The sequence below is a fragment of the Acinetobacter sp. 24-47-64 genome, assembly GCF_057737055.1.
Genome location: NZ_CM173215.1, coordinates 1,570,390 through 1,588,268 on the forward strand (window position 1 = coordinate 1,570,390; position 17,879 = coordinate 1,588,268).

The following is a 17,879-nucleotide window of genomic DNA, read 5'->3' on the forward strand; positions in this document are numbered from 1 at the left end:
CTATTCCCCTACCATCTTCTCAATTTGTTGTATTGCTAAACCTGATTTCACTTGCTCTGTACTAAAACGTATTACCTGGTAACCCATCATTGTTGCTGCGTTGTATTTTTCCATATCGTCGATATAACCTTTGCCTCTGGTATGGCGTCCACCGCTCCATATACCGCCTTCGACTTCAATCAATATTTTCTTGCCGATTAGGAAAAAATCAGCTTTCCATTTGCGTTTGGGATGGAACCGAAATTCCTGCTCAAACTGAATTTTCACCGCTCGCAATTGCATGGCCAAAGTGGACTCACCTACACTTTCACGTGCTGCTTTAACCGTGGGACGCTTACGCCCCTTTTTCGGTTTTTCGATTCCTAGCATCTTGTGGTATTCAGCCAGTGAGTAACTTGTCATTCAGTTGATCCATTGGCCAACTCAGCAAATAACTGTTTGGCATGATCTGTGAGGCTAAAACCTTGTGGGGTTTCTCCGTCTTTAGCCACCAAACCCCACGATGCAAGACCGTTCAAATAGCGCTGTAAGCTGCGTATTGAGATTCCCATGTTTGGTTCTATCGCTTGATGAATCTGTTTCACAGATACTCTTCCAGGCGTTGATGCCAAGGTTTTAAATATCATTAGATTGGTATACGTCCGTTCAGCTTCAGTCATGCTGCAACCTCTGGGAGATGCCCATTGAATCCAACTTGCTTGAGATACGACTCCCATTTTTTTGCTTGTGCTGGATTCTCTAGCTTCACGGCGATACGTGCTGCTAATTTGTCGTATGATTCTCCTGGTTCACTGAACTTGCCAGCAAATTCAGGATGATGAGCAAGTTTTTGAGCGAAGGTTTGAATTTGTTTTTCGGTGAGTCCTATTGAATTGGTTTTCAGTGAACTCGAATTTCTAGAAGTGCCTGAACTTGGTTTTTCAGAGTATTTGGTTTTGTAGGCGTTGATCAGCCAATCAGCGAAGTGATAAATCATTAGAGCATCGCTCATTGGTTTATCAGCGTTGTAGATTTCAAATGCTCGTTTTTCTCGTTCAGCCCATTTTGAATTCACGATGGATTCAAAATCGATTCGGTCATCGGCCAAGAAAATTTCTTCACGAAGTTTTTTAAAGCAAAACCAAGATTTTTTATTTTTAGATTCTATTGATAGATTCTTTAAAAGATTCCGTGTCCCAACGTTGGGACCCTTTAACGGAATTGTTGGGACTCTTTCATGGAATTGTTGGGACTGTTCCATTGTTGGAACTGTTCCACTGTTGGGACTCTTTACCTCTTCATTTTGATCTTGTAAGGGTGCCGTTATTGGTACTGTTTCGCGACCATTTACTCCGACCAATTGATAGACTTTAACTTGTTTAGTTCTACCTTTGCGTTCACCGGTGTCAATAATCAATCCATCTTCGATTAGCTCATCGATGATTTTAAGTACAGTTTTACGGTCCATTTCCGTATCTTCTACCAATCTGCTCATGCTTGGATAAGCACAATGATCTTCACTGGCACGATCAGCCAGTGAGAGCAATACTAATTTTTTAAGGGGTTTTAAAGCTCCGCCTTTTTTGGTGGGCATTTCAACTTTCCATGCCCATACACTTGCATCCAAGCTCATGGCTTAACTCCCAATTTTACAAGGCCGCGCACTTCCAGCTGACGGACAATCCGAGGTTCTATAAAATCGTTGTTGATTTTGTAGCGAATTCTTGATTTTTCTTTGACTTGAATGAGTTGAGCGCCATTCTGCATTTGATGGCGTAGAGCTATGGCTTGCCCCCCCCATTTTGGTTATGTGCTCGAGGAGATAAAATTTCTCTTGTGCCTCAATTGCAGCATTCATTTTTGATAAAGGCATTGCTGCAAGCTCTAAAGCGGTATAGATCCGAACGGGATCTAGTAAATTAATAATTCTTTCTTGAGCGATAAAGGTGGTTTTAAGTTTCTTGCTCATTCATCACCATCCTTTGGCTTCACATAACTGCCAAATGCCATTACTTGATCTGCTTTAATTAAGCTTGAGATAACTTTATGTGCTAACCACATCGTTATACGAAATCGGTATGCCATCTTTTGAGCGAGTTCTTCTTTCGTCACTGCAGCATTGTTTTCGCTATAGCCACGTAGCTTGAGGTTCGTTTGTTTAACTAGATAAACTTCATTTAACAACTGCAGTGTCGGCTCATAGAATGACTGCACACCTTGTTGCTGTTTATAGTCAGGTTGCTTTTGAAATTGAGTATTCATGAAACCTCCGCTAATGCCATTTCAGCATCTGTTAAACGGCGTTTTAATTTGAGCTCTGCTGGTGTTGCCAGTCGGATATCCGCGCGGTGTACAAGTTGGCCACCTTCTAACCAGTAATATTCTGCAGGTTGAAATGCCTCAACCACCATGAGGTCATCAGTTTTGATATGGTTCATGTACACCACGACATCACCAGTCAAGAAGTCTGTGTTTGGATTGTTTTGAATAAGGTCTTGTGATAGATTTGTTTTCATTCATGATTTCCTAAATTATTGAATGCCTAAAAGCCTGACCTCGACCGTCAGGCTTTTTCGTCTACGCATGCATGGATTTGCGAATCCAGCTTTGCTAAAAATAAATGCAGTTGATGTATGACTTTAGACATGTCCAAGGCTTCTCCTTGCGTAATACGTCCATCTGCCATCATTTCTCTAAATACTGCACATACATCCCCACCACCCTTACCTATGCTTAAAACTAGATCTGTTAGCGCCGTATCTCTACATTCGGGAATCTGAGGAAGATCTATTGAGACCTTTCCGTGTTCAGCATTAAGTGCTTGCAAAATCCTGCAATCCCCTGTGATCGCGATTAACTTTGAAGCTTCGACAAGCGTTAGATGATGTGTTTCCGTATTTGGATTGACTTTGCTGTTCAGCACAGCAGGACTTTTAATACCAAGACGTGGCGCAAGTGCATTTGCTCCGCCTGGATAATCGTGAACTGTGTTATATGCAGCATCAGTGATGTTCATTCGTAATCCCTTTGAACGTGTTTATTATGCTGTTTGAAGATTAGTATCTAGTTCAACTTTTGGTTTTTTAGGTTTACCTATTTGAAGTATTAACTTACGACCGTAATTTGTGCTTAGAGCTGCTATTTGGGTTGAATAGTCAGTTTCACCTGTGTACTCAGAACGAGGTAAAGCTCCTTTTTCTATCCATTTATAAATAGAGCGCTCACTAAGATTTAATGCTGTAGCAACCACTGATACACCGCCAGCATCGTTAATAATCTCTTTGATGTTAATCATTGAAACTCCAATTATTTGAACTATTGGTTCAATAATAACACGAACTGATAGTTCCATCAATATAATTTAAGATTGAACCATTGGTTCACATGGGTATCTTATGACTAGCCGTACAGATAAAGTAAAAGAAGAATTTTCGAAAAGACTTCATATGGCCATGGATAATGCTGGTTATCCAGTTCGTGGACGTGCTCGAGTACTAAGTAAACATTTTTCAGTTTCAGATAAGGGTGCTGGTAAATGGCTAAATGCTGATGCTATTCCTGAAACTTCAAAAATCCCTTTAATTGCTGAATTTCTAAAAGTTAACTCTGAATGGTTAATTTCTGGCGCAGGACAAATGAATTTGCATTCTACGCAAATTTCAAAACATGAATCTAAATATGATAATAATATCACTACCCCATTCCCTATCACTGGTCGTTTAATCCCAGTTATTTCATGGGTTCAAGCAGGATCTTGGACTTCAGTTGACTCAGTACCCAATGGGACTCAATTCGAAGAATGGTTACCCCCTAACCCTAAATGCGGAAAGAATGGGTATGGATTGGAAGTCGTCGGTGAATCCATGATGCCTGACTTTAGACCAGGCGATAAGATTTATGTAAATCCCGATTTTCAAACGGCGGATTTGAAGACAGGTGATCTTGTAATCGTTGCTTGTGAAGGTGATGCTGAAGCCACGTTTAAAAAATTAATATTAGAAAGTGGGAATGTTTACTTACAACCGTTAAATCCTCACTGGCCTGAACAAACAATCGCTTTAGTTGATGGCTGTAAGTTGGTTGGTAAGGTGGTTGGGCTGTATCGTGACGTGTAACCATTTATTTTTTATTATTTTTTTAAACGGTCGACAAATGCTCCTGATATTGTTAACATCTTATCTAAAATTGGTTTTCAAGAGTAAAGCGATATGGATATAAAACCAACATTAGTTGACCTTTTTTGTGGTTGTGGAGGATTTGGACTTGGTGCAGAATTAGCTGGTTTTCATTCTCTAGCAGCCATTGATATTGATAAAACGTTACAATCTGCCTATAAAAATAATTTCCCTAAAACCAATGTAATTACTGCAGATTTATCAAAATTAGAAAAAAATGATTGGAAGAAAATTATAAATAATATTGAAATTGATGGTGTTATTGGAGGTCCACCTTGTCAAGGATATAGCCGAATGGGATCAGGAGATATCAGCGATCCAAGAAGAAAATTGATTGATGAATTCTTTAGACACGTTAATATTTTAAAACCTAAATTTTTCATAATGGAAAATGTTGAAGGATTATTAGATAAAAAGAATCGTCCGCAATTAGATGCGGCTCTAATGAAAGTTGATAAATGCTTCACTGTTCTTGAGCCTATTGTTATCGATGCTTCAAAATGTGGAGTTCCAACAAGTCGAAAACGAGTGATTGTAATTGGATATGACGCAAAAAGAATATCTCCCCTTACAAAAGAACAATTTTTTTTTGAAGAACCATTAGTAACAGTTTCTGACGCGATTCAAGATCTATCAGAACCAATCACTCAGTCTAAAGACTCAAATGATTTGGGCTTTTCCCCTTATAAGTTCAATAATAATTTATCAAAATATGCAATTTCAATGAGAAAGCAACCTCCTGAAGGTCTTGGAACAAATGAAGCAAAATTAGAATTAAAGTTTCAAAGATCATCAGGATATTTTGAAACAATTCATAAGCCTGAAGTCCAGAAAAGATATGAAAGCATTGTTCCCGGTAAAACAGACCCAGTCAGTCGATCAAAAAAATTGGCTTGGTATGGTTTATGCCCCACTTTAAGAGCCGGAACAGGCACGGATAAAGGTAGTCATCAGGCAGTTCGCCCCTTACATCCTGAACATGGAAGGGTTATAACAGTGAGAGAAGCAGCGCGTCTTCAAGGATTTCCTGACTGGTTTACATTTCATCCAACTAAGTGGCACAGTTTTAGGATGATAGGAAATAGCGTATCACCTCTTGTATCAAAAAAAATTCTTTCAGTTATTTACACTAGTCTTAAAAATGGATCATTTAAAAAATCAGCTTAGATTTTTGGGGAAAATATAGAAATGGTTAATAAATTAGAACTTAATATAGGAACATCTGTTAATTTTTTAGAACAAATACTAACCAAAGATGTTTCAACCTTAGAGGCTATATACGACCTTATAGATAATTCCATTGATGCTGCACGAAATAGTATTTTCTCAAAAGATAATTATAAAAAAGATGATCGTGGATTGCCTACAAATTATGAAGGTTATTCAGTTCATATAGATATAAAAGACAATTTGTTTTCAATAACGGATAACTGCTTTGGAATAGCTGAAGATTCTTTAATTAACAAAACTTTTGTTATTGCAGAACCGTCTAGCCATGATTACGGAATTGGTCAATATGGAATAGGTTTAAAACGTTCTTTGTTAAAAATAGGTAATTCCTATAGTTTTAAAATAGATAATGGTAAAAATATCTATACAGCTAACTTCGACAATGAGAGTTTTGCCAATCAAAAAAAATTAGTTGCAACAGTAGATGAATCGAGTGGAAATATAGTCACAATTTTTACAGTTACTGATTTAAAGCCAGAAGTAATAAATGATATTAAAAATGATAAATGGTTGAAAAAAGCCATTCAGGGCTTAGAAGATAGATACTCAATCTATTTTTCTAAAGGATTTGAAGTTCATTTAAAATATTTAGATGAAGATGTTGTTTTATCACTAAAAGAAAGTATTCCGAATTTAAGATTAGATGGAAAATTTTTACCTACTGCAAAATCTTTCAACATAAATGATGTTAATATAACTATTGAATCTGGGATACATGAAAAATACTACTTTCCATCCGAACAAAATTATTCCTTGAGTATTAATAGAAAACTAACTAATGATTTTGGTATTTATTTTATTTGTAATGATCGTGTTATTGTTAAGTCGAGTACAGAAGCTAAACATGGGTGGAAAACTAAGTGGCATTCTGAATATAACGGATTTATATGTTTAGTCCGTTTTACCTCAAAAGATCCTAGTAATTTACCTTGGAATACTGCTAAAAGTGCAATGAGAGAAGATGCATCACTTTTCTTAGATGTTATTGAAGAAATTCAACCTATAGCAGACAGATATCGCTCAGAAATTAAGAACCGTTATAATAAGAATAAAAATTTAGTAACCGAACCAGAAGTAGAGATCAATCCAGAAGTAGAGATTAATCCAGAGATTGAAACCAATTCAGAAGTTGAATCCAATCCTGAAGTTGAAACCAATTCGGAAGTTGAAACCAATTCAGAACTTGAAACCAATTCAGAACTTGAAACCAATTCGGAAGTTGAAACCAATTCAGAACTTGAAACCAATTCAGAACTTGAAACCAATCATGAAGTTAAAGAGAAAATAGAGAGATTAAGAAAACCTAAACTCCCGACATCTGTAGTACAAAATCAATATCTTGTAAAAATGATTAATCAATTGAATATTCCAAAATTTAATCATCTCTATAAATCACTACTAGATATAGATCCTCAACAACATACTTTGCTCACTATTGTTGGAATTTGGTCATTCTTAGATAGTTTAGCTAGAATTGATAAGTCATATTCTGGAGAAAATTTTAGCGGATATTTTTGCGGAAAACTCCAACATTACCCTGTGTCAGATAAAGAAGAGCTTAAGGTAATAAAAAAGCAATTCGAATGGTTTATGCATGAAGGTAATTTCAATAAACATGATAAAGATTATTCAACATTAAATGGAATTGATGTAGTTTATAAATTTAATAAACTACAACCAGTGATTGCTTTTATAATAGAAAACCACACTCTAATTAGCATTAAATAAATCTATATAATCTGCAATAAAAAACCCACCCTGTGTGGGTTTTCTTTTGCCTATTAAAACATAAAAACAAAACAAAGTTGAACTATTAGTTCTTGACTTAATTGAACCGTTAGTTCATATTCATATCACAGACAACAAAAAAGCACATCGATCTTCGAACCCCGATGTGCTTTTACAAACTGCGAGATCAATTATGAATCTAAATTTCACCCCTTTCAATACCGTCGCGGTAAGTTTATTAGTATCAAGTGTAACGATTGGTGCATTAGTCTTCACTAAACAACCTCAAGCGACAGATTTGAAGCTTAGCTATTCAAGCTATGTACCTAATCAAACATCAGTTGCAGCACTAAAACTGACCTCTGAAACGACTGGCTATGCAGTAGTACGTCTTGATGAATATACGTTAGATGTGTCATTTGACTACGAAAAATTCACGAATGATTACGGCGTACCTGGTAGTGAATTTGATGATGCAATGATTACATCGCTGACGATCGACAAAATTCACGATGTATTAGGTAACTCTGTATCAGATTTCACAGATCACAATGACCATTACAACATTAATCAAATGCTGATTACTCACATGCATAAGAATCGCATGTTAGGGGGTGTGTAATGGCCCTTCCTATCATTGAAGCGAACCAAACATTATTGGTGCAAGCCATCAATGTTTATCTATATGCGGATCCAGGACTTGGCAAAACATCAATTGGCTTTACAGGTGATAAAGCCATTTCCTTTGACTTTGATAAAGGAGCACATCGTACTGGTGAACTTCGTCGTGGTGCAGTAGTTCAAGTTCAACAATGGTCAGATGTAGCAAATCTTACACCTCAAGATTTAGCACCATATAACACAGTGGTTATTGATACTGTTGGCGCCATGCTTGAAAGCATCAAGACGCACTTGGCTTTGAACAATACCAACAAACAAAAAGATGGTTCACTCAAACTTAAAGCTCAAGGCCTGGCCAACAATATTTTTAAGCAATACGTGAACACCTTAATCGCTTCAGGAAAAGATGTGGTTTTCATTGCACATGCTTCTGAAGATCAAAACGGCGATCAAATTGTATATCGTCCTGATCTAGGCGGTAAGAACCGTAACGAGCTTTATCGAATAGCCGACATTATGGGTTATCTAACTACTGTGACCACTGGTGAAGGTAAAAATGCACGTGTCATTAGCTTTAAGCCTTGCCCTACTCATCATGCAAAAAATGCTGGTGGCTTAGGTGGTGAAACTGGTGAGGTGTGGGTACCTGACTTAAAACAAAATCCTACATTCTTGGCTGACATCATTAAACAAGCAAAAGACCATATCAACACGATGACACCTGAACAGTTGGAAACCATCAAAGCGGATGAAGACTTTGAAAATTGGAAACAAAGTTGCACTGAAGCTCAACATGCTGGGGATTTAAACCAACTCACTGAATCATTACCTCAGGGCCATCGTTACGTAATGGATATGTGGTACGCCGTTCAGCGTCGCGCTAAAGAATTAGGCTGTCCTTACAACAAAGATGAAAAGAAATGGCTCAATCCACCTGAATACAATGGCATTTCAAATGAACAACTAGCTCATCTTCAAGACTTTATTGCAGAACGTGGCTTAGACATTAAAACCGTTTGTGAATACTTAGGCTTAGATGCCTTGGCACAGATTGAGGTAAAGCAATTTGCAGCGGTTAAAGTCGATATTGATAATTATGCGAAAAGTATGGTGAAAACATGAAATTTAATTATTCCTCTATTACCCGAACACTCACAGTGTTCGGGACGCGAATGACCCATATTTTCGAAAATGTTGGTATTGGTGAAATTGATACGTTGGTCATCAATGCAAAGTTTAAAGAAGCAACATGGAGAAAGTAATGAAAAAAATTTATGTATCAGATTTTCAAAATGAAAAACAAATACAACTAACTGAGGTGTTTTCATGGCTTTGAAAAGTTTTAAGAATATCAATGAAGATGAACGATCTAAATTATTAAAACCATTTTTAGATGCACCTAATGATCAAAAGTTTGGACAAGATTTGGTAGCTCTATATTTAGATTGTTCGCCTTGGACTTTAGCTAGAATGCGATGTGATGGGTCTGAACTTCCCTACACCAAAATTGGTCGTCGAGTTGCATATAGAAAAGCTGATGTATTAGCATTCGAAAAAAGCAGAACCGTCACCTGCACAGCACAATACGCATAATTAAAAAGGCAGGTTTACCCTGCCTTTAATTGCTTAAGTCTTTCATCCCAGACACTTTCGTAGTTAAAACAATCAATTTTTCCTTGGTATACAGCCTCTATCATATTCATGGAAGCTCTTAATTCCTCCATCGGGATTTGTACATATCCACCTGTGACATCTAAACGCGGTCTAGCAGTATGGTTAAGCAGTCGTTTAGTCACATAGATGTTAAATCTTAGTAAATTACATATCGTCGCGAAGGTGCGCCTAAAATCATGCATCGATACATAAAAATTAACCTGAGCACCTATTTTCTTGAGTGCAGTATCTACTACAGTAGCGTGAATATTATGAGAGGTTGGAAGTTTAGTCGCTGGGAATACCCAATCATTTTCTTTTAGTAAGTATCTTTCTTTAAGTATGGATAGTAAGTGGTCCCCTACTGGAAATTCATGATTTGAACCATTTTTCGTATCTCTAAAAATAACTATACCTTCTTTAAAATTTACATCTTCCCATTTAAGACCGCAGACTTCTTGGCGACGGCAACCGGTATACATGGTAAATAGGATGATATCTCTATGCGTGTTGGATCGTGCAGTATTTTCTAGATTAAGCTCATCCTCATAATTCAAAACGGTGTTGTAGTACTTATGAATGATACTTTTATCTAAATGCCTATTACGACTTTCAATCTTATTCCAACCTTTAGTTACGGCAATAATATCTACCGGATTGCTTTTTAAAATTGGGTTTTCATCGGTAGAATAAAGCACATGAATATATTTCCATACCGTGCCAAGCAATGAAATAGCACCATTGGCTGATGACTTGCTGAGCTCAGATACTTCGATAAATTTATCCAGGACTTCTTTTTTAGTTATTTCAAAGAGCTTACGATCTGACCACTTTAAATATAAATCAAAGTATTTTTTATACTGTCTAATTGTCTTAGGTTTGAAATCATTTCTATCAATGTAAATTTTTAATGCTTCATCAACAGTGATATTTAAAAAATTATTTACGCTGACTTTTTCATTTGGACTAATGTATTCCCCATTGGAGATTTGAGCCAAGATCATTTGGGCTTTTGCTCGAGCAGAATTTACGGATATTTCATTCGCTTTCCCAATCACGACTCGATAAAGTTTCCCCTCGTGTCTACGTTCAACAATATAAGATTTTGATTTCGTGGTGACTCGAATCGCGAAACCGATCAAATCTGTATCTCTGATAATTTTTTGACCAGAATCCGTCAATGGGATAGCATCAACATTAGACTTGTTGAGTTTCATGATTAATCCAATAAACCTTCAGTAAGTTTATTAAATCATGCTTCTCAACAGTCTACAAATAGTCTACACGTGATTTTTTAAGACTTTTATAGCATCGTTAAAATTAGCATAAACCACTAATAAATATATAATTTTAAGTTAATAATATTCCACAATGGTGCTATAGAAAAAGTAGAATCCACCTAACCTACTTTGGATTGGGAATGTTTGGTGCATATCGAACCGTGCTTAATTTCAAATAGAACTATATTATAAAATAGATAATGAATAGTGATGAGAATAAGAAAGGCAGCTCAAGGCCGCCTTTAAATTAATTCAGTGCGATGACTTTAACTAAGATTGTTTGTGATTCTTCAAAGTCATCAAATATTTGCTTTCGATTAAGTTCTTTTGACTTCACTTTAAACTCATGATTCTGGTACTGAATGACTGATGGAATTGAATCGAAATACGCATAGTCTGCCTCGATGGTTTCTTCAAACAATGGAGTGCCCAATTGATAGTCTTTGCTCTTCAGCACCACATATTTCACAGTCGTTTTCATTTCATACTCTTTTATTAACGCTTTATTTTTAGTTATATCACCTTTTGAAAAGTGTTCAATCAAAAATAGAAACGTTTGACCATAAAGGACTCAATCAATTATTTTTTACCACCTTTAAACTTAATTCAAGCAACCTGACAAGCATCACAAAAAGAAAAATAGCAAAACACGACAATAAATATATATTTTTTGATAACTGGTTAACATTTATATGGATTGTATGCTAAATTTAGCATATACAAAAACAACATCTATTTAACTGGTTGATAATAATGAAAGTTCAATTTATATCTATTCTTACTGCTCTTTCACTGAGTGGGTGTATCGTTGTATCCAATAAACCAAATGCAAGTTCTGCAAAAGCTTATGCATCTAATGTTATTGATTTTAAACCTTCAGAAAATGCCAAGCGAATTGAAACACGTGGTCAGGTGATTTGTGAACCATCAAAACCATGTACTGAGTTAACATTTGATTGGAAACAGCAGAGCAATAATTTATTTAGAGTACATACCAATCTATTTGATCGAAAATCTTTTGATATCAAGCAAGTGATTTTCACGCTAGATGGTCAAACTTATCCTTACACAACTTTAACTCAAACCAATACACGATCAGTCAACAATTCCGATCTCATTAACTCTTCAAATTACATTGATGTACCAATGAATTTTGTCGTTATGTTTGATCAGTCTAAATCTATCGATATTGCTGTAGTGACAGATCAAGGTGCTATTACGCATAGTATTTTAAAAGATGGGCATGCATCATTTGCCTATCAAACATTTAAAAGTGGCTACCAACAATTTAAGCAAAAGTAAAAAAAGACCCACTATGGGTCTTTTTTTAATCATCGATACAAAACTGCAACGTGTTATTAGACTGCTAGGCATTTCATTTTTTAGAATTTTTCGTTAGATTTAACAAATTGTGTACACAGTTATAATAAACAAGACAATAGGTAAAATCATGAAAATCAAACTAGCGCTTATTTCAGCATTGGTTGTATTAACAGGTTGTGCAGGAAGTTATCCAGAACGTGTTGTAACCAAAGGACCTCTCATCTGTGCTACTGATGAAATTTGCCCTGAGCTTGCACTCCGTTGGAATGATGAAAAGCGTAATGGTTTTAAAATAACTGCAGATGTAAATGACACTATACAGCACGATATAAAACAATTGAACTTTATTGTTGATGGTCAGCCTTATGTCTATTCAACAATTCAACCAACCCAATATGCAACTGCAGCTGGTGTAACGAATTCATCTAATTTTATTGTCGTTCCTGTAAGTTTTTTAAACTCATTTAGAGACGCAAAACAAATTGATCTAAAAATCGTGACAGCTAACGGCGAAGTGACTCGTCCCATCCTGCAAGCTGACGGTCAGAAGTCTTCTGCTTACTTAACATTTATCAAAGGTTATACAGGTCAAACTATCGAATAAATGAATTATTCACTAAAAAGCCAGTTCGTTGAACTGGCTTTTTTTTAAGGCTTACAACTTTTTTGATAACTTGTTCCTAAATCTTGGAATGATAACTCAAAAGAATTTCTCATTTTTTTTGCAAATAATGCTTCTTCTTTTGCTTTAGCCATATGAATATTCTTTTGTGCTATTCGCTCTAAAGCATTTAATGCATCTGCATATTCACAAGCTCTTTGAATGATCAACGAAATATTCTGCTTACTATCGACCGATTGATGTAATCGAATTTGACTCGCTTCAATTTCGTTATAAATTGACTTCACTTCAATATCAAACTGAGATTGTGTTAAGCCATTCGCATAACTATACGATAATCCGCATAAGACCATCGCCCCAACCAATATCCTTATTTTCAATTGAATTCCCCATAAAACGTTCAATTGCAATTTTAAAATTATATTAAAAAGCCAGATCAATCATCTGGCTTTTTACATCATACGCTTTTTTACTTTGGTTAAATTGGCTCAAATGGCGCAACAACGTCGGCATTTTGGGCACGATGACGCATAAAGTGATCCATTAACACGATTGCAAGCATCGCTTCAGCGATTGGTGTCGCACGAACACCCACACAAGGATCGTGACGACCTTTAGTAAGAACATCCGTATCTTCACGATTAATGGTAATCGTTTTGCCTGGTGTGGTAATAGAAGCAGTAGGTTTTAGTGCAATTGATACACGAATATCTTGACCACTTGAGATACCACCTAATATACCACCAGCGTGATTCGCTAAGAAGCCATCAGTTGTCAGTTCATCACGTGTTTCATGACCAAATTGTTCAGCCACGCCAAAACCATCACCAATCTCTACACCTTTAACCGCATTAATTGACATCATCGCATGAGCGATATCAGCATCTAAACGGTCGAAAACAGGTTCTCCCCAGCCTACGGGTACTTTAGAAGCAATAATTTCAAGTCGTGCTCCACAGCTTGTTCCTTTTTCACGCAATGATGTCACAAGTGCTTCAAAGCGTGGTACGGCATCAACATCACCACAAAAGAATGGATTATTCGGCACTTCATTCCAATCTAGTTTTTCTGTTTTTTCAGTTCCGATTTGTGTTACATGCCCTCGGATTTCAATACCAAACTTTTCAAATAAGAATTTTTTAGCAATTGCACCCGCTGCAACACGCATCGCTGTTTCACGTGCGCTTGAGCGACCACCACCACGGTAATCACGGAAACCATACTTTTGTGTATAAGTATAGTCTGCATGACCTGGACGGAAAGTTTGTGCGATATTACCGTAATCTTTAGATTTTTGGTCTGTATTACGAATTAAAAGACCAATGGATGTCCCAGTGGTTTTACCTTCGAACACACCTGAAATAATTTCAACTTCATCTGGTTCTTTGCGTTGTGTTGCAAATTTAGAGGTACCTGGTTTACGACGATCTAAGTCTATTTGTAAGTCCTCAGCTGATAACTTCAGACCTGGTGGAACTCCATCTACAATCGCCATCAAACCAACACCGTGAGATTCACCACAAGTTGTTACACGGAACAATTGTCCAATACTATTGCCAGCCATGTTCAACAACTCCTTTAAACTTGAACAGATTGAATGAATAAATCACGATATTGACGGCATTGTGCTGCAGTCAGTGCAAAAATACCTGATCCACCACGTTGGAATTGCAACCAGTAGAAATCAACAGTATTAAAGTTTTGCTTCATCGCCCATTCTGAGTTGCCCACTTCAATGACGATTAAACCATCTTCAGTTAAATAGTCTGCGGCTTGAGCCAGCATTTTACGCACAAGATCCAAACCATCTTGACCCGCTGCCAATGCCAATTCTGGCTCGTGATGAAACTCATCTGGTAAATCTGCCATATCTTCAGCATCGACATACGGCGGATTAGAAATAATTAAATCGTATTGATTTTCAGCAGGTATTTTAGCGAAAAGATCAGATTCCAATAAAGCGACTTGATACTGTTTATTGTGATGCTCACAGTTGATTTGAGCAACCTCAAGGGCTTCTTTTGAAATATCAGTAGCATCGACTTCAGAATCAGGGAATGCATATGCCAAAGCAATTGCGATACAACCAGAGCCAGTACACATATCCAAAATACGCTGTGGAGTTTTAGGATTTGGATTCACTGGCAAATTATTGACCGCTTCACCCATTTCACCATTTTCAGTCAAACAATAAGGTGCAAAACGATTTTCAATCAGCTCAACGATTGGTGAGCGTGGAATCAGTACACGCTCATCTACATAAAATGGTTTACCAAAGAAATAAGCAAGATTTAATAAATATGAAGTAGGAACACGGTCATTGATACGACGTTCGAGTAAGCTCAAGAATTCCGCAACTTCGCTTGGCAGCAATTTTGAGTCTAAAATCTCAGCATCGGCATTCCAGTCCAGTGAAAGAGTTTGTAAAACTAAAGCTGAACTTTCAGCAAAATAATCTTCAGTACCTTGACCTAAGTGTGCATCGTATTGACGTAATGCTGTAACTCCAAAACGAATAAAATCTCGAATAGTTGTTAAGTTTTCAGCGGCTTCCTGTAGATGTTCAGGGCTAATAGTCGGTCGATCCACTTAAGGCGTCTCCAAGGTCGAATTTATAAAAACGGTCTATGATACCTTGTTTTGTCCTATTAATAAAAAGTTCTATCCGTGTTATTCGGCAAAATTGTATTGAAAATTTGAATAGTTAGAATTATCCATTGAATAAGGTCTACTCATTCAAGTTTTAAAATAGCGAGAAAGTTGATTAAAACTAACGATATTGAAAATAATCGTGTATACTCGAAGCCAACTAGAAAATTTATGTTGTTTCATTAAATCTTTTATTTCGCAGTGTTAGTCATAATCCTACGTTTGGTTTCAGATTTTAAGTTTCATTTTTTTTCCAAGTTACATCATTGAGTTCAAACTCATAACATTAAAGTTTTATTAGGATTCCTATTATGTCTAATACTGTTAAAGGTACAGTTAAATGGTTCAACGAAACTAAAGGTTTCGGTTTCATCCAACAAGAAAACGGTCCTGACGTTTTTGCTCACTTTAGCGAAATCAAAGGTTCAGGCTTTAAAACTTTGGCTGAAGGCCAACAAGTTGAATTCAGCGTAACTCAAGGTCCTAAAGGTCCTAACGCTGTTGACATCGTAGCAGTTTAATTAACTGTTAAAAAAAAGCGGGCTTTGCCCGCTTTTTTTGTCTCTCGAAAAGCTCACCAGACTTGAAAAAGAAAATTTAGACTCAAACTAATAAAAGTTAAAGTGAATTTCAAAAGTTAAAGTATGAGTTATAAACACAATAATTTAATGGCAATGCGTCAAAATTACTGGAGTGATGATTCTTCCCCTCGTGTCACAACAGAAAAACAATTTCTTAAGAAATTTTTGATGGATCATCAAATTTTTGAAAATCCAAGTTTGGATGATGTTAAATATTTTTTCTTCAGCTTACCTAGCGTCATTATTATCAAAGCATATGCCCTTGGATTTATTCATGAAACTGTTGTCAACTTAATGAAGTTATTCATCTCTGAGTATCGCGTGTCTCTGTCTACTCGAGCTCAACTCCCAGTTAAATATCGACTTTAGAAAGCTTAGGCTATTTAAGTTTGAATAAATTGACCATTTATACACCTGATATTGAAATACTTGAACTATTTTAATACGTTCATAACATGTAATATTCAATACAATGATTTCTCTGCGCGATTCGCTTAAAGGACCTAAACTTCATGTCAGATCAGAATGAAAAGCTTAAACAATTAAAAACCTCTTCAATAGATCGCCGTCTTTCGATTGCGAAAGCTTCTCTACTGGCTGGCACACGCTGGGCTGCTTCAAGTGCGAGTTCTATTTTTTCAAGCGAAGAAGAAAAAGAAAAAAAACGTAAACAAGCGATGAAAGAACAAGCTGACTATCTCGTTGCTGAAATCGGTAAATTAAAAGGCTCTATCGTCAAAATTGGTCAAATGATGGCGTTATATGGTGAACATTTTCTACCTGAAGAGATTACGCAAGCCTTAAACACTTTAAATAATCAGACCGTTGCCCTCGCGTGGCCTGCGATCCATGAGCAACTGCGCAACCAACTTGGCTCTAAACTCGAAGATCTTACCATTGATCATGAGCCTTTAGGCACCGCATCATTAGCGCAAGTTCACCGTGCAACACGTAAGTCTGATGGTCTTGAATTGGTGCTCAAAGTTCAATATCCAGGTGTAGCAAGCGCAATTGACTCAGATATGAGCTTGTTTAAGAACATGCTCAAACTTACACGCATGGTTCCTCAAACTCGTGAATTTGATCAATGGTTTGATGAGGTTCGCGAAATGATGCATCGTGAAGTAAATTACAAAATTGAAGCTGAAACAACACGTCGTTTTAGAGCGCGTTTAAAAGATGATCCGCGTTATGTTGTTCCACAAATTATTGATCAATATTGTACAGATCAAGTGCTTTGTATGACTTTTGAGCGTGGTGTTCCGATTAATAGCCCAGTCATGCTTTCACTCCCTCAGGAGCGTCGCAACAAATTAGGTGAAGCATCGCTTGAAATTGCCGTTCGTGAAGTGTTTGAATGGGGCGAGATGCAGACTGATCCTAACTTTGGTAACTACCTAGTACGCTTAGGTGACGGCGCGCAAATTGAAGATAAAATCATTCTTTTAGACTTCGGTGCGATCCGTCAATTTGATGATCAACTCCTCAAGGTAGCTCGTAATTTAATTACCGCGGGCTATCATCATGATGCTCAAGCCATGGTCAATGCTATGACAGGTTATGAGTTTTTCGATGCAATGCCATTAAGCATTAAACCTGACATGGCAAAAGTGTTCCTTCTAGCTACTGAAGCTTTTAGTACTTATAGCAATAATCCAGACCTACCAACAGGCATTATGGATGAACAGCAGCGCTATGATTGGAAACAAAGCCAACTGCATAGCCGTGTGATGCAACGAGCATCCAAGTCGATGGCATCGCGCTATTTTTCAGTTCCACCGAAAGAATTTATGTTCATCAGTCGTAAGTTCATAGGTGCATATACATTCATGACTGTGATCGAAGCAAAAACAAATGTGCGCAAAATGATCCAATCATATGTTTAAGGAACAAAGACCATAGTGATCTATCGTGTCACTATGGTCAATTTATTAAATAAAAAATTTAATTACTAAAAAGAATATATCTTAAATTTCATTAGAATACCTATTCAATTACCATTTATCTGTTTGGTCAAAAAAGTCTTTTAAGCTAGTCA

General features: G+C 36.7%; 24 protein-coding genes and 1 pseudogene. 12 read left to right on the plus strand and 13 right to left on the minus strand.

Going from position 1 to position 17,879, the window contains the following annotated elements; all coding sequences use genetic code 11:
• From AC1M85_RS07465 to AC1M85_RS07500, 8 genes and pseudogenes are all read right to left on the minus strand, one after another.
• Positions 1-402 carry a DUF559 domain-containing protein gene (locus AC1M85_RS07465; protein ID WP_488212815.1) on the minus strand — a complete coding sequence of 134 codons (402 nt, stop codon included), beginning with the start codon at positions 400-402 and terminating at the stop codon, positions 1-3.
• The gene (locus AC1M85_RS07470; RefSeq protein ID WP_481589983.1) at positions 399-659 is read right to left on the minus strand and encodes a hypothetical protein; all 261 of its coding nucleotides are present in this window, start codon (positions 657-659) and stop codon (positions 399-401) included. Before AC1M85_RS07470 ends, AC1M85_RS07465 begins: the two co-directional genes overlap by 4 nt.
• A complete protein-coding gene (locus tag AC1M85_RS07475) occupies positions 656-1,612 on the minus strand; it encodes a helix-turn-helix domain-containing protein (RefSeq protein ID WP_488212816.1) in 957 nt (318 codons plus the stop codon). Before AC1M85_RS07475 ends, AC1M85_RS07470 begins: the two co-directional genes overlap by 4 nt.
• A pseudogene (locus AC1M85_RS07480) lies at positions 1,609-1,948 on the minus strand (hypothetical protein). Before AC1M85_RS07480 ends, AC1M85_RS07475 begins: the two are co-directional and overlap by 4 nt.
• Positions 1,945-2,241, minus strand: a complete 297-nt coding sequence (locus AC1M85_RS07485) for a hypothetical protein (protein WP_179998048.1) — start codon at positions 2,239-2,241, stop codon at positions 1,945-1,947. Before AC1M85_RS07485 ends, AC1M85_RS07480 begins: the two are co-directional and overlap by 4 nt.
• Positions 2,238-2,495: a hypothetical protein gene (locus AC1M85_RS07490; protein WP_179998049.1), complete on the minus strand. Its 258-nt coding sequence runs from the start codon at positions 2,493-2,495 to the stop codon at positions 2,238-2,240. The genes AC1M85_RS07485 and AC1M85_RS07490 overlap by 4 nt, the downstream gene beginning before the upstream one ends.
• A gap of 47 nt (positions 2,496-2,542) precedes the next feature.
• Positions 2,543-2,995 (minus strand): phage regulatory CII family protein, encoded by a 453-nt coding sequence (locus AC1M85_RS07495; protein WP_179998050.1) that lies wholly within the window; start codon positions 2,993-2,995, stop codon positions 2,543-2,545.
• Positions 2,996-3,019: 24 nt separating this feature from the next.
• Positions 3,020-3,274 carry a MerR family transcriptional regulator gene (locus AC1M85_RS07500; protein ID WP_179998051.1) on the minus strand — a complete coding sequence of 85 codons (255 nt, stop codon included), beginning with the start codon at positions 3,272-3,274 and terminating at the stop codon, positions 3,020-3,022.
• Between the two features lie 100 nt (positions 3,275-3,374).
• On the opposite strand from AC1M85_RS07500, the gene AC1M85_RS07505 reads away from it, so the two are divergent.
• The 7 genes from AC1M85_RS07505 (at position 3,375) to AC1M85_RS07535 (ending at position 9,326) form a co-directional block, all read left to right on the plus strand.
• Complete coding sequence (locus AC1M85_RS07505; protein WP_488212817.1) at positions 3,375-4,094, plus strand: LexA family protein; 720 nt, start codon at positions 3,375-3,377, stop codon at positions 4,092-4,094.
• 93 nt (positions 4,095-4,187) lie between these two features.
• Positions 4,188-5,321, plus strand: a complete 1,134-nt coding sequence (locus tag AC1M85_RS07510; protein ID WP_488212818.1) for a DNA cytosine methyltransferase — start codon at positions 4,188-4,190, stop codon at positions 5,319-5,321.
• Positions 5,322-5,342: 21 nt separating this feature from the next.
• Positions 5,343-7,112, plus strand: coding sequence for an ATP-binding protein (locus tag AC1M85_RS07515; RefSeq protein WP_488212819.1), 1,770 nt, complete (start codon positions 5,343-5,345; stop codon positions 7,110-7,112).
• A 193-nt stretch (positions 7,113-7,305) separates the two neighbouring features.
• The gene (locus tag AC1M85_RS07520; protein WP_035265477.1) at positions 7,306-7,734 is read left to right on the plus strand and encodes a hypothetical protein; all 429 of its coding nucleotides are present in this window, start codon (positions 7,306-7,308) and stop codon (positions 7,732-7,734) included.
• Entirely contained in the window at positions 7,734-8,855 is a 1,122-nt protein-coding gene (locus AC1M85_RS07525; RefSeq protein ID WP_488212820.1) for an ATP-binding protein, read from the plus strand. Before AC1M85_RS07520 ends, AC1M85_RS07525 begins: the two co-directional genes overlap by 1 nt.
• Entirely contained in the window at positions 8,852-8,995 is a 144-nt protein-coding gene (locus AC1M85_RS07530) for a hypothetical protein (protein ID WP_481588176.1), read from the plus strand. Before AC1M85_RS07525 ends, AC1M85_RS07530 begins: the two co-directional genes overlap by 4 nt.
• 64 nt (positions 8,996-9,059) lie before the next feature.
• Positions 9,060-9,326 carry a helix-turn-helix domain-containing protein gene (locus tag AC1M85_RS07535; protein ID WP_481608542.1) on the plus strand — a complete coding sequence of 89 codons (267 nt, stop codon included), beginning with the start codon at positions 9,060-9,062 and terminating at the stop codon, positions 9,324-9,326.
• A gap of 14 nt (positions 9,327-9,340) precedes the next feature.
• Here AC1M85_RS07535 and AC1M85_RS07540 read toward each other — a convergent pair whose 3' ends face one another.
• On the minus strand, positions 9,341-10,603 hold the full coding sequence (locus AC1M85_RS07540) for a tyrosine-type recombinase/integrase (protein WP_488212821.1): 1,263 nt from the start codon (positions 10,601-10,603) through the stop codon (positions 9,341-9,343).
• Positions 10,604-10,913: 310 nt separating this feature from the next.
• Positions 10,914-11,147, minus strand: a complete 234-nt coding sequence (locus AC1M85_RS07545) for a hypothetical protein (RefSeq protein WP_035270711.1) — start codon at positions 11,145-11,147, stop codon at positions 10,914-10,916.
• 272 nt (positions 11,148-11,419) lie between these two features.
• On the opposite strand from AC1M85_RS07545, the gene AC1M85_RS07550 reads away from it, so the two are divergent.
• On the plus strand, positions 11,420-11,968 hold the full coding sequence (locus AC1M85_RS07550; RefSeq protein WP_092766323.1) for a hypothetical protein: 549 nt from the start codon (positions 11,420-11,422) through the stop codon (positions 11,966-11,968).
• 148 nt (positions 11,969-12,116) lie between these two features.
• A complete protein-coding gene (locus AC1M85_RS07555) occupies positions 12,117-12,593 on the plus strand; it encodes a hypothetical protein (RefSeq protein WP_035263591.1) in 477 nt (158 codons plus the stop codon).
• Between the two features lie 44 nt (positions 12,594-12,637).
• Here AC1M85_RS07555 and AC1M85_RS07560 read toward each other — a convergent pair whose 3' ends face one another.
• The 3 genes from AC1M85_RS07560 to prmB form a co-directional block, all read right to left on the minus strand.
• Positions 12,638-12,991, minus strand: coding sequence for a hypothetical protein (locus AC1M85_RS07560; protein WP_143047393.1), 354 nt, complete (start codon positions 12,989-12,991; stop codon positions 12,638-12,640).
• 98 nt (positions 12,992-13,089) lie between these two features.
• Positions 13,090-14,175 carry a chorismate synthase gene (aroC, locus tag AC1M85_RS07565; protein ID WP_035263593.1) on the minus strand — a complete coding sequence of 362 codons (1,086 nt, stop codon included), beginning with the start codon at positions 14,173-14,175 and terminating at the stop codon, positions 13,090-13,092.
• Between the two features lie 14 nt (positions 14,176-14,189).
• Positions 14,190-15,200, minus strand: coding sequence for a 50S ribosomal protein L3 N(5)-glutamine methyltransferase (gene prmB / locus AC1M85_RS07570; RefSeq protein WP_092766327.1), 1,011 nt, complete (start codon positions 15,198-15,200; stop codon positions 14,190-14,192).
• A gap of 371 nt (positions 15,201-15,571) precedes the next feature.
• On the opposite strand from prmB, the gene AC1M85_RS07575 reads away from it, so the two are divergent.
• From AC1M85_RS07575 to AC1M85_RS07585, 3 genes are all read left to right on the plus strand, one after another.
• Complete coding sequence (locus tag AC1M85_RS07575) at positions 15,572-15,781, plus strand: cold-shock protein (RefSeq protein ID WP_035263597.1); 210 nt, start codon at positions 15,572-15,574, stop codon at positions 15,779-15,781.
• A gap of 123 nt (positions 15,782-15,904) precedes the next feature.
• Positions 15,905-16,210, plus strand: coding sequence for a hypothetical protein (locus AC1M85_RS07580; RefSeq protein ID WP_481607396.1), 306 nt, complete (start codon positions 15,905-15,907; stop codon positions 16,208-16,210).
• A 143-nt stretch (positions 16,211-16,353) separates the two neighbouring features.
• Positions 16,354-17,727, plus strand: coding sequence for an ABC1 kinase family protein (locus tag AC1M85_RS07585; protein WP_481607397.1), 1,374 nt, complete (start codon positions 16,354-16,356; stop codon positions 17,725-17,727).
• The last annotated feature ends 152 nt before the right edge of the window (positions 17,728-17,879 follow it).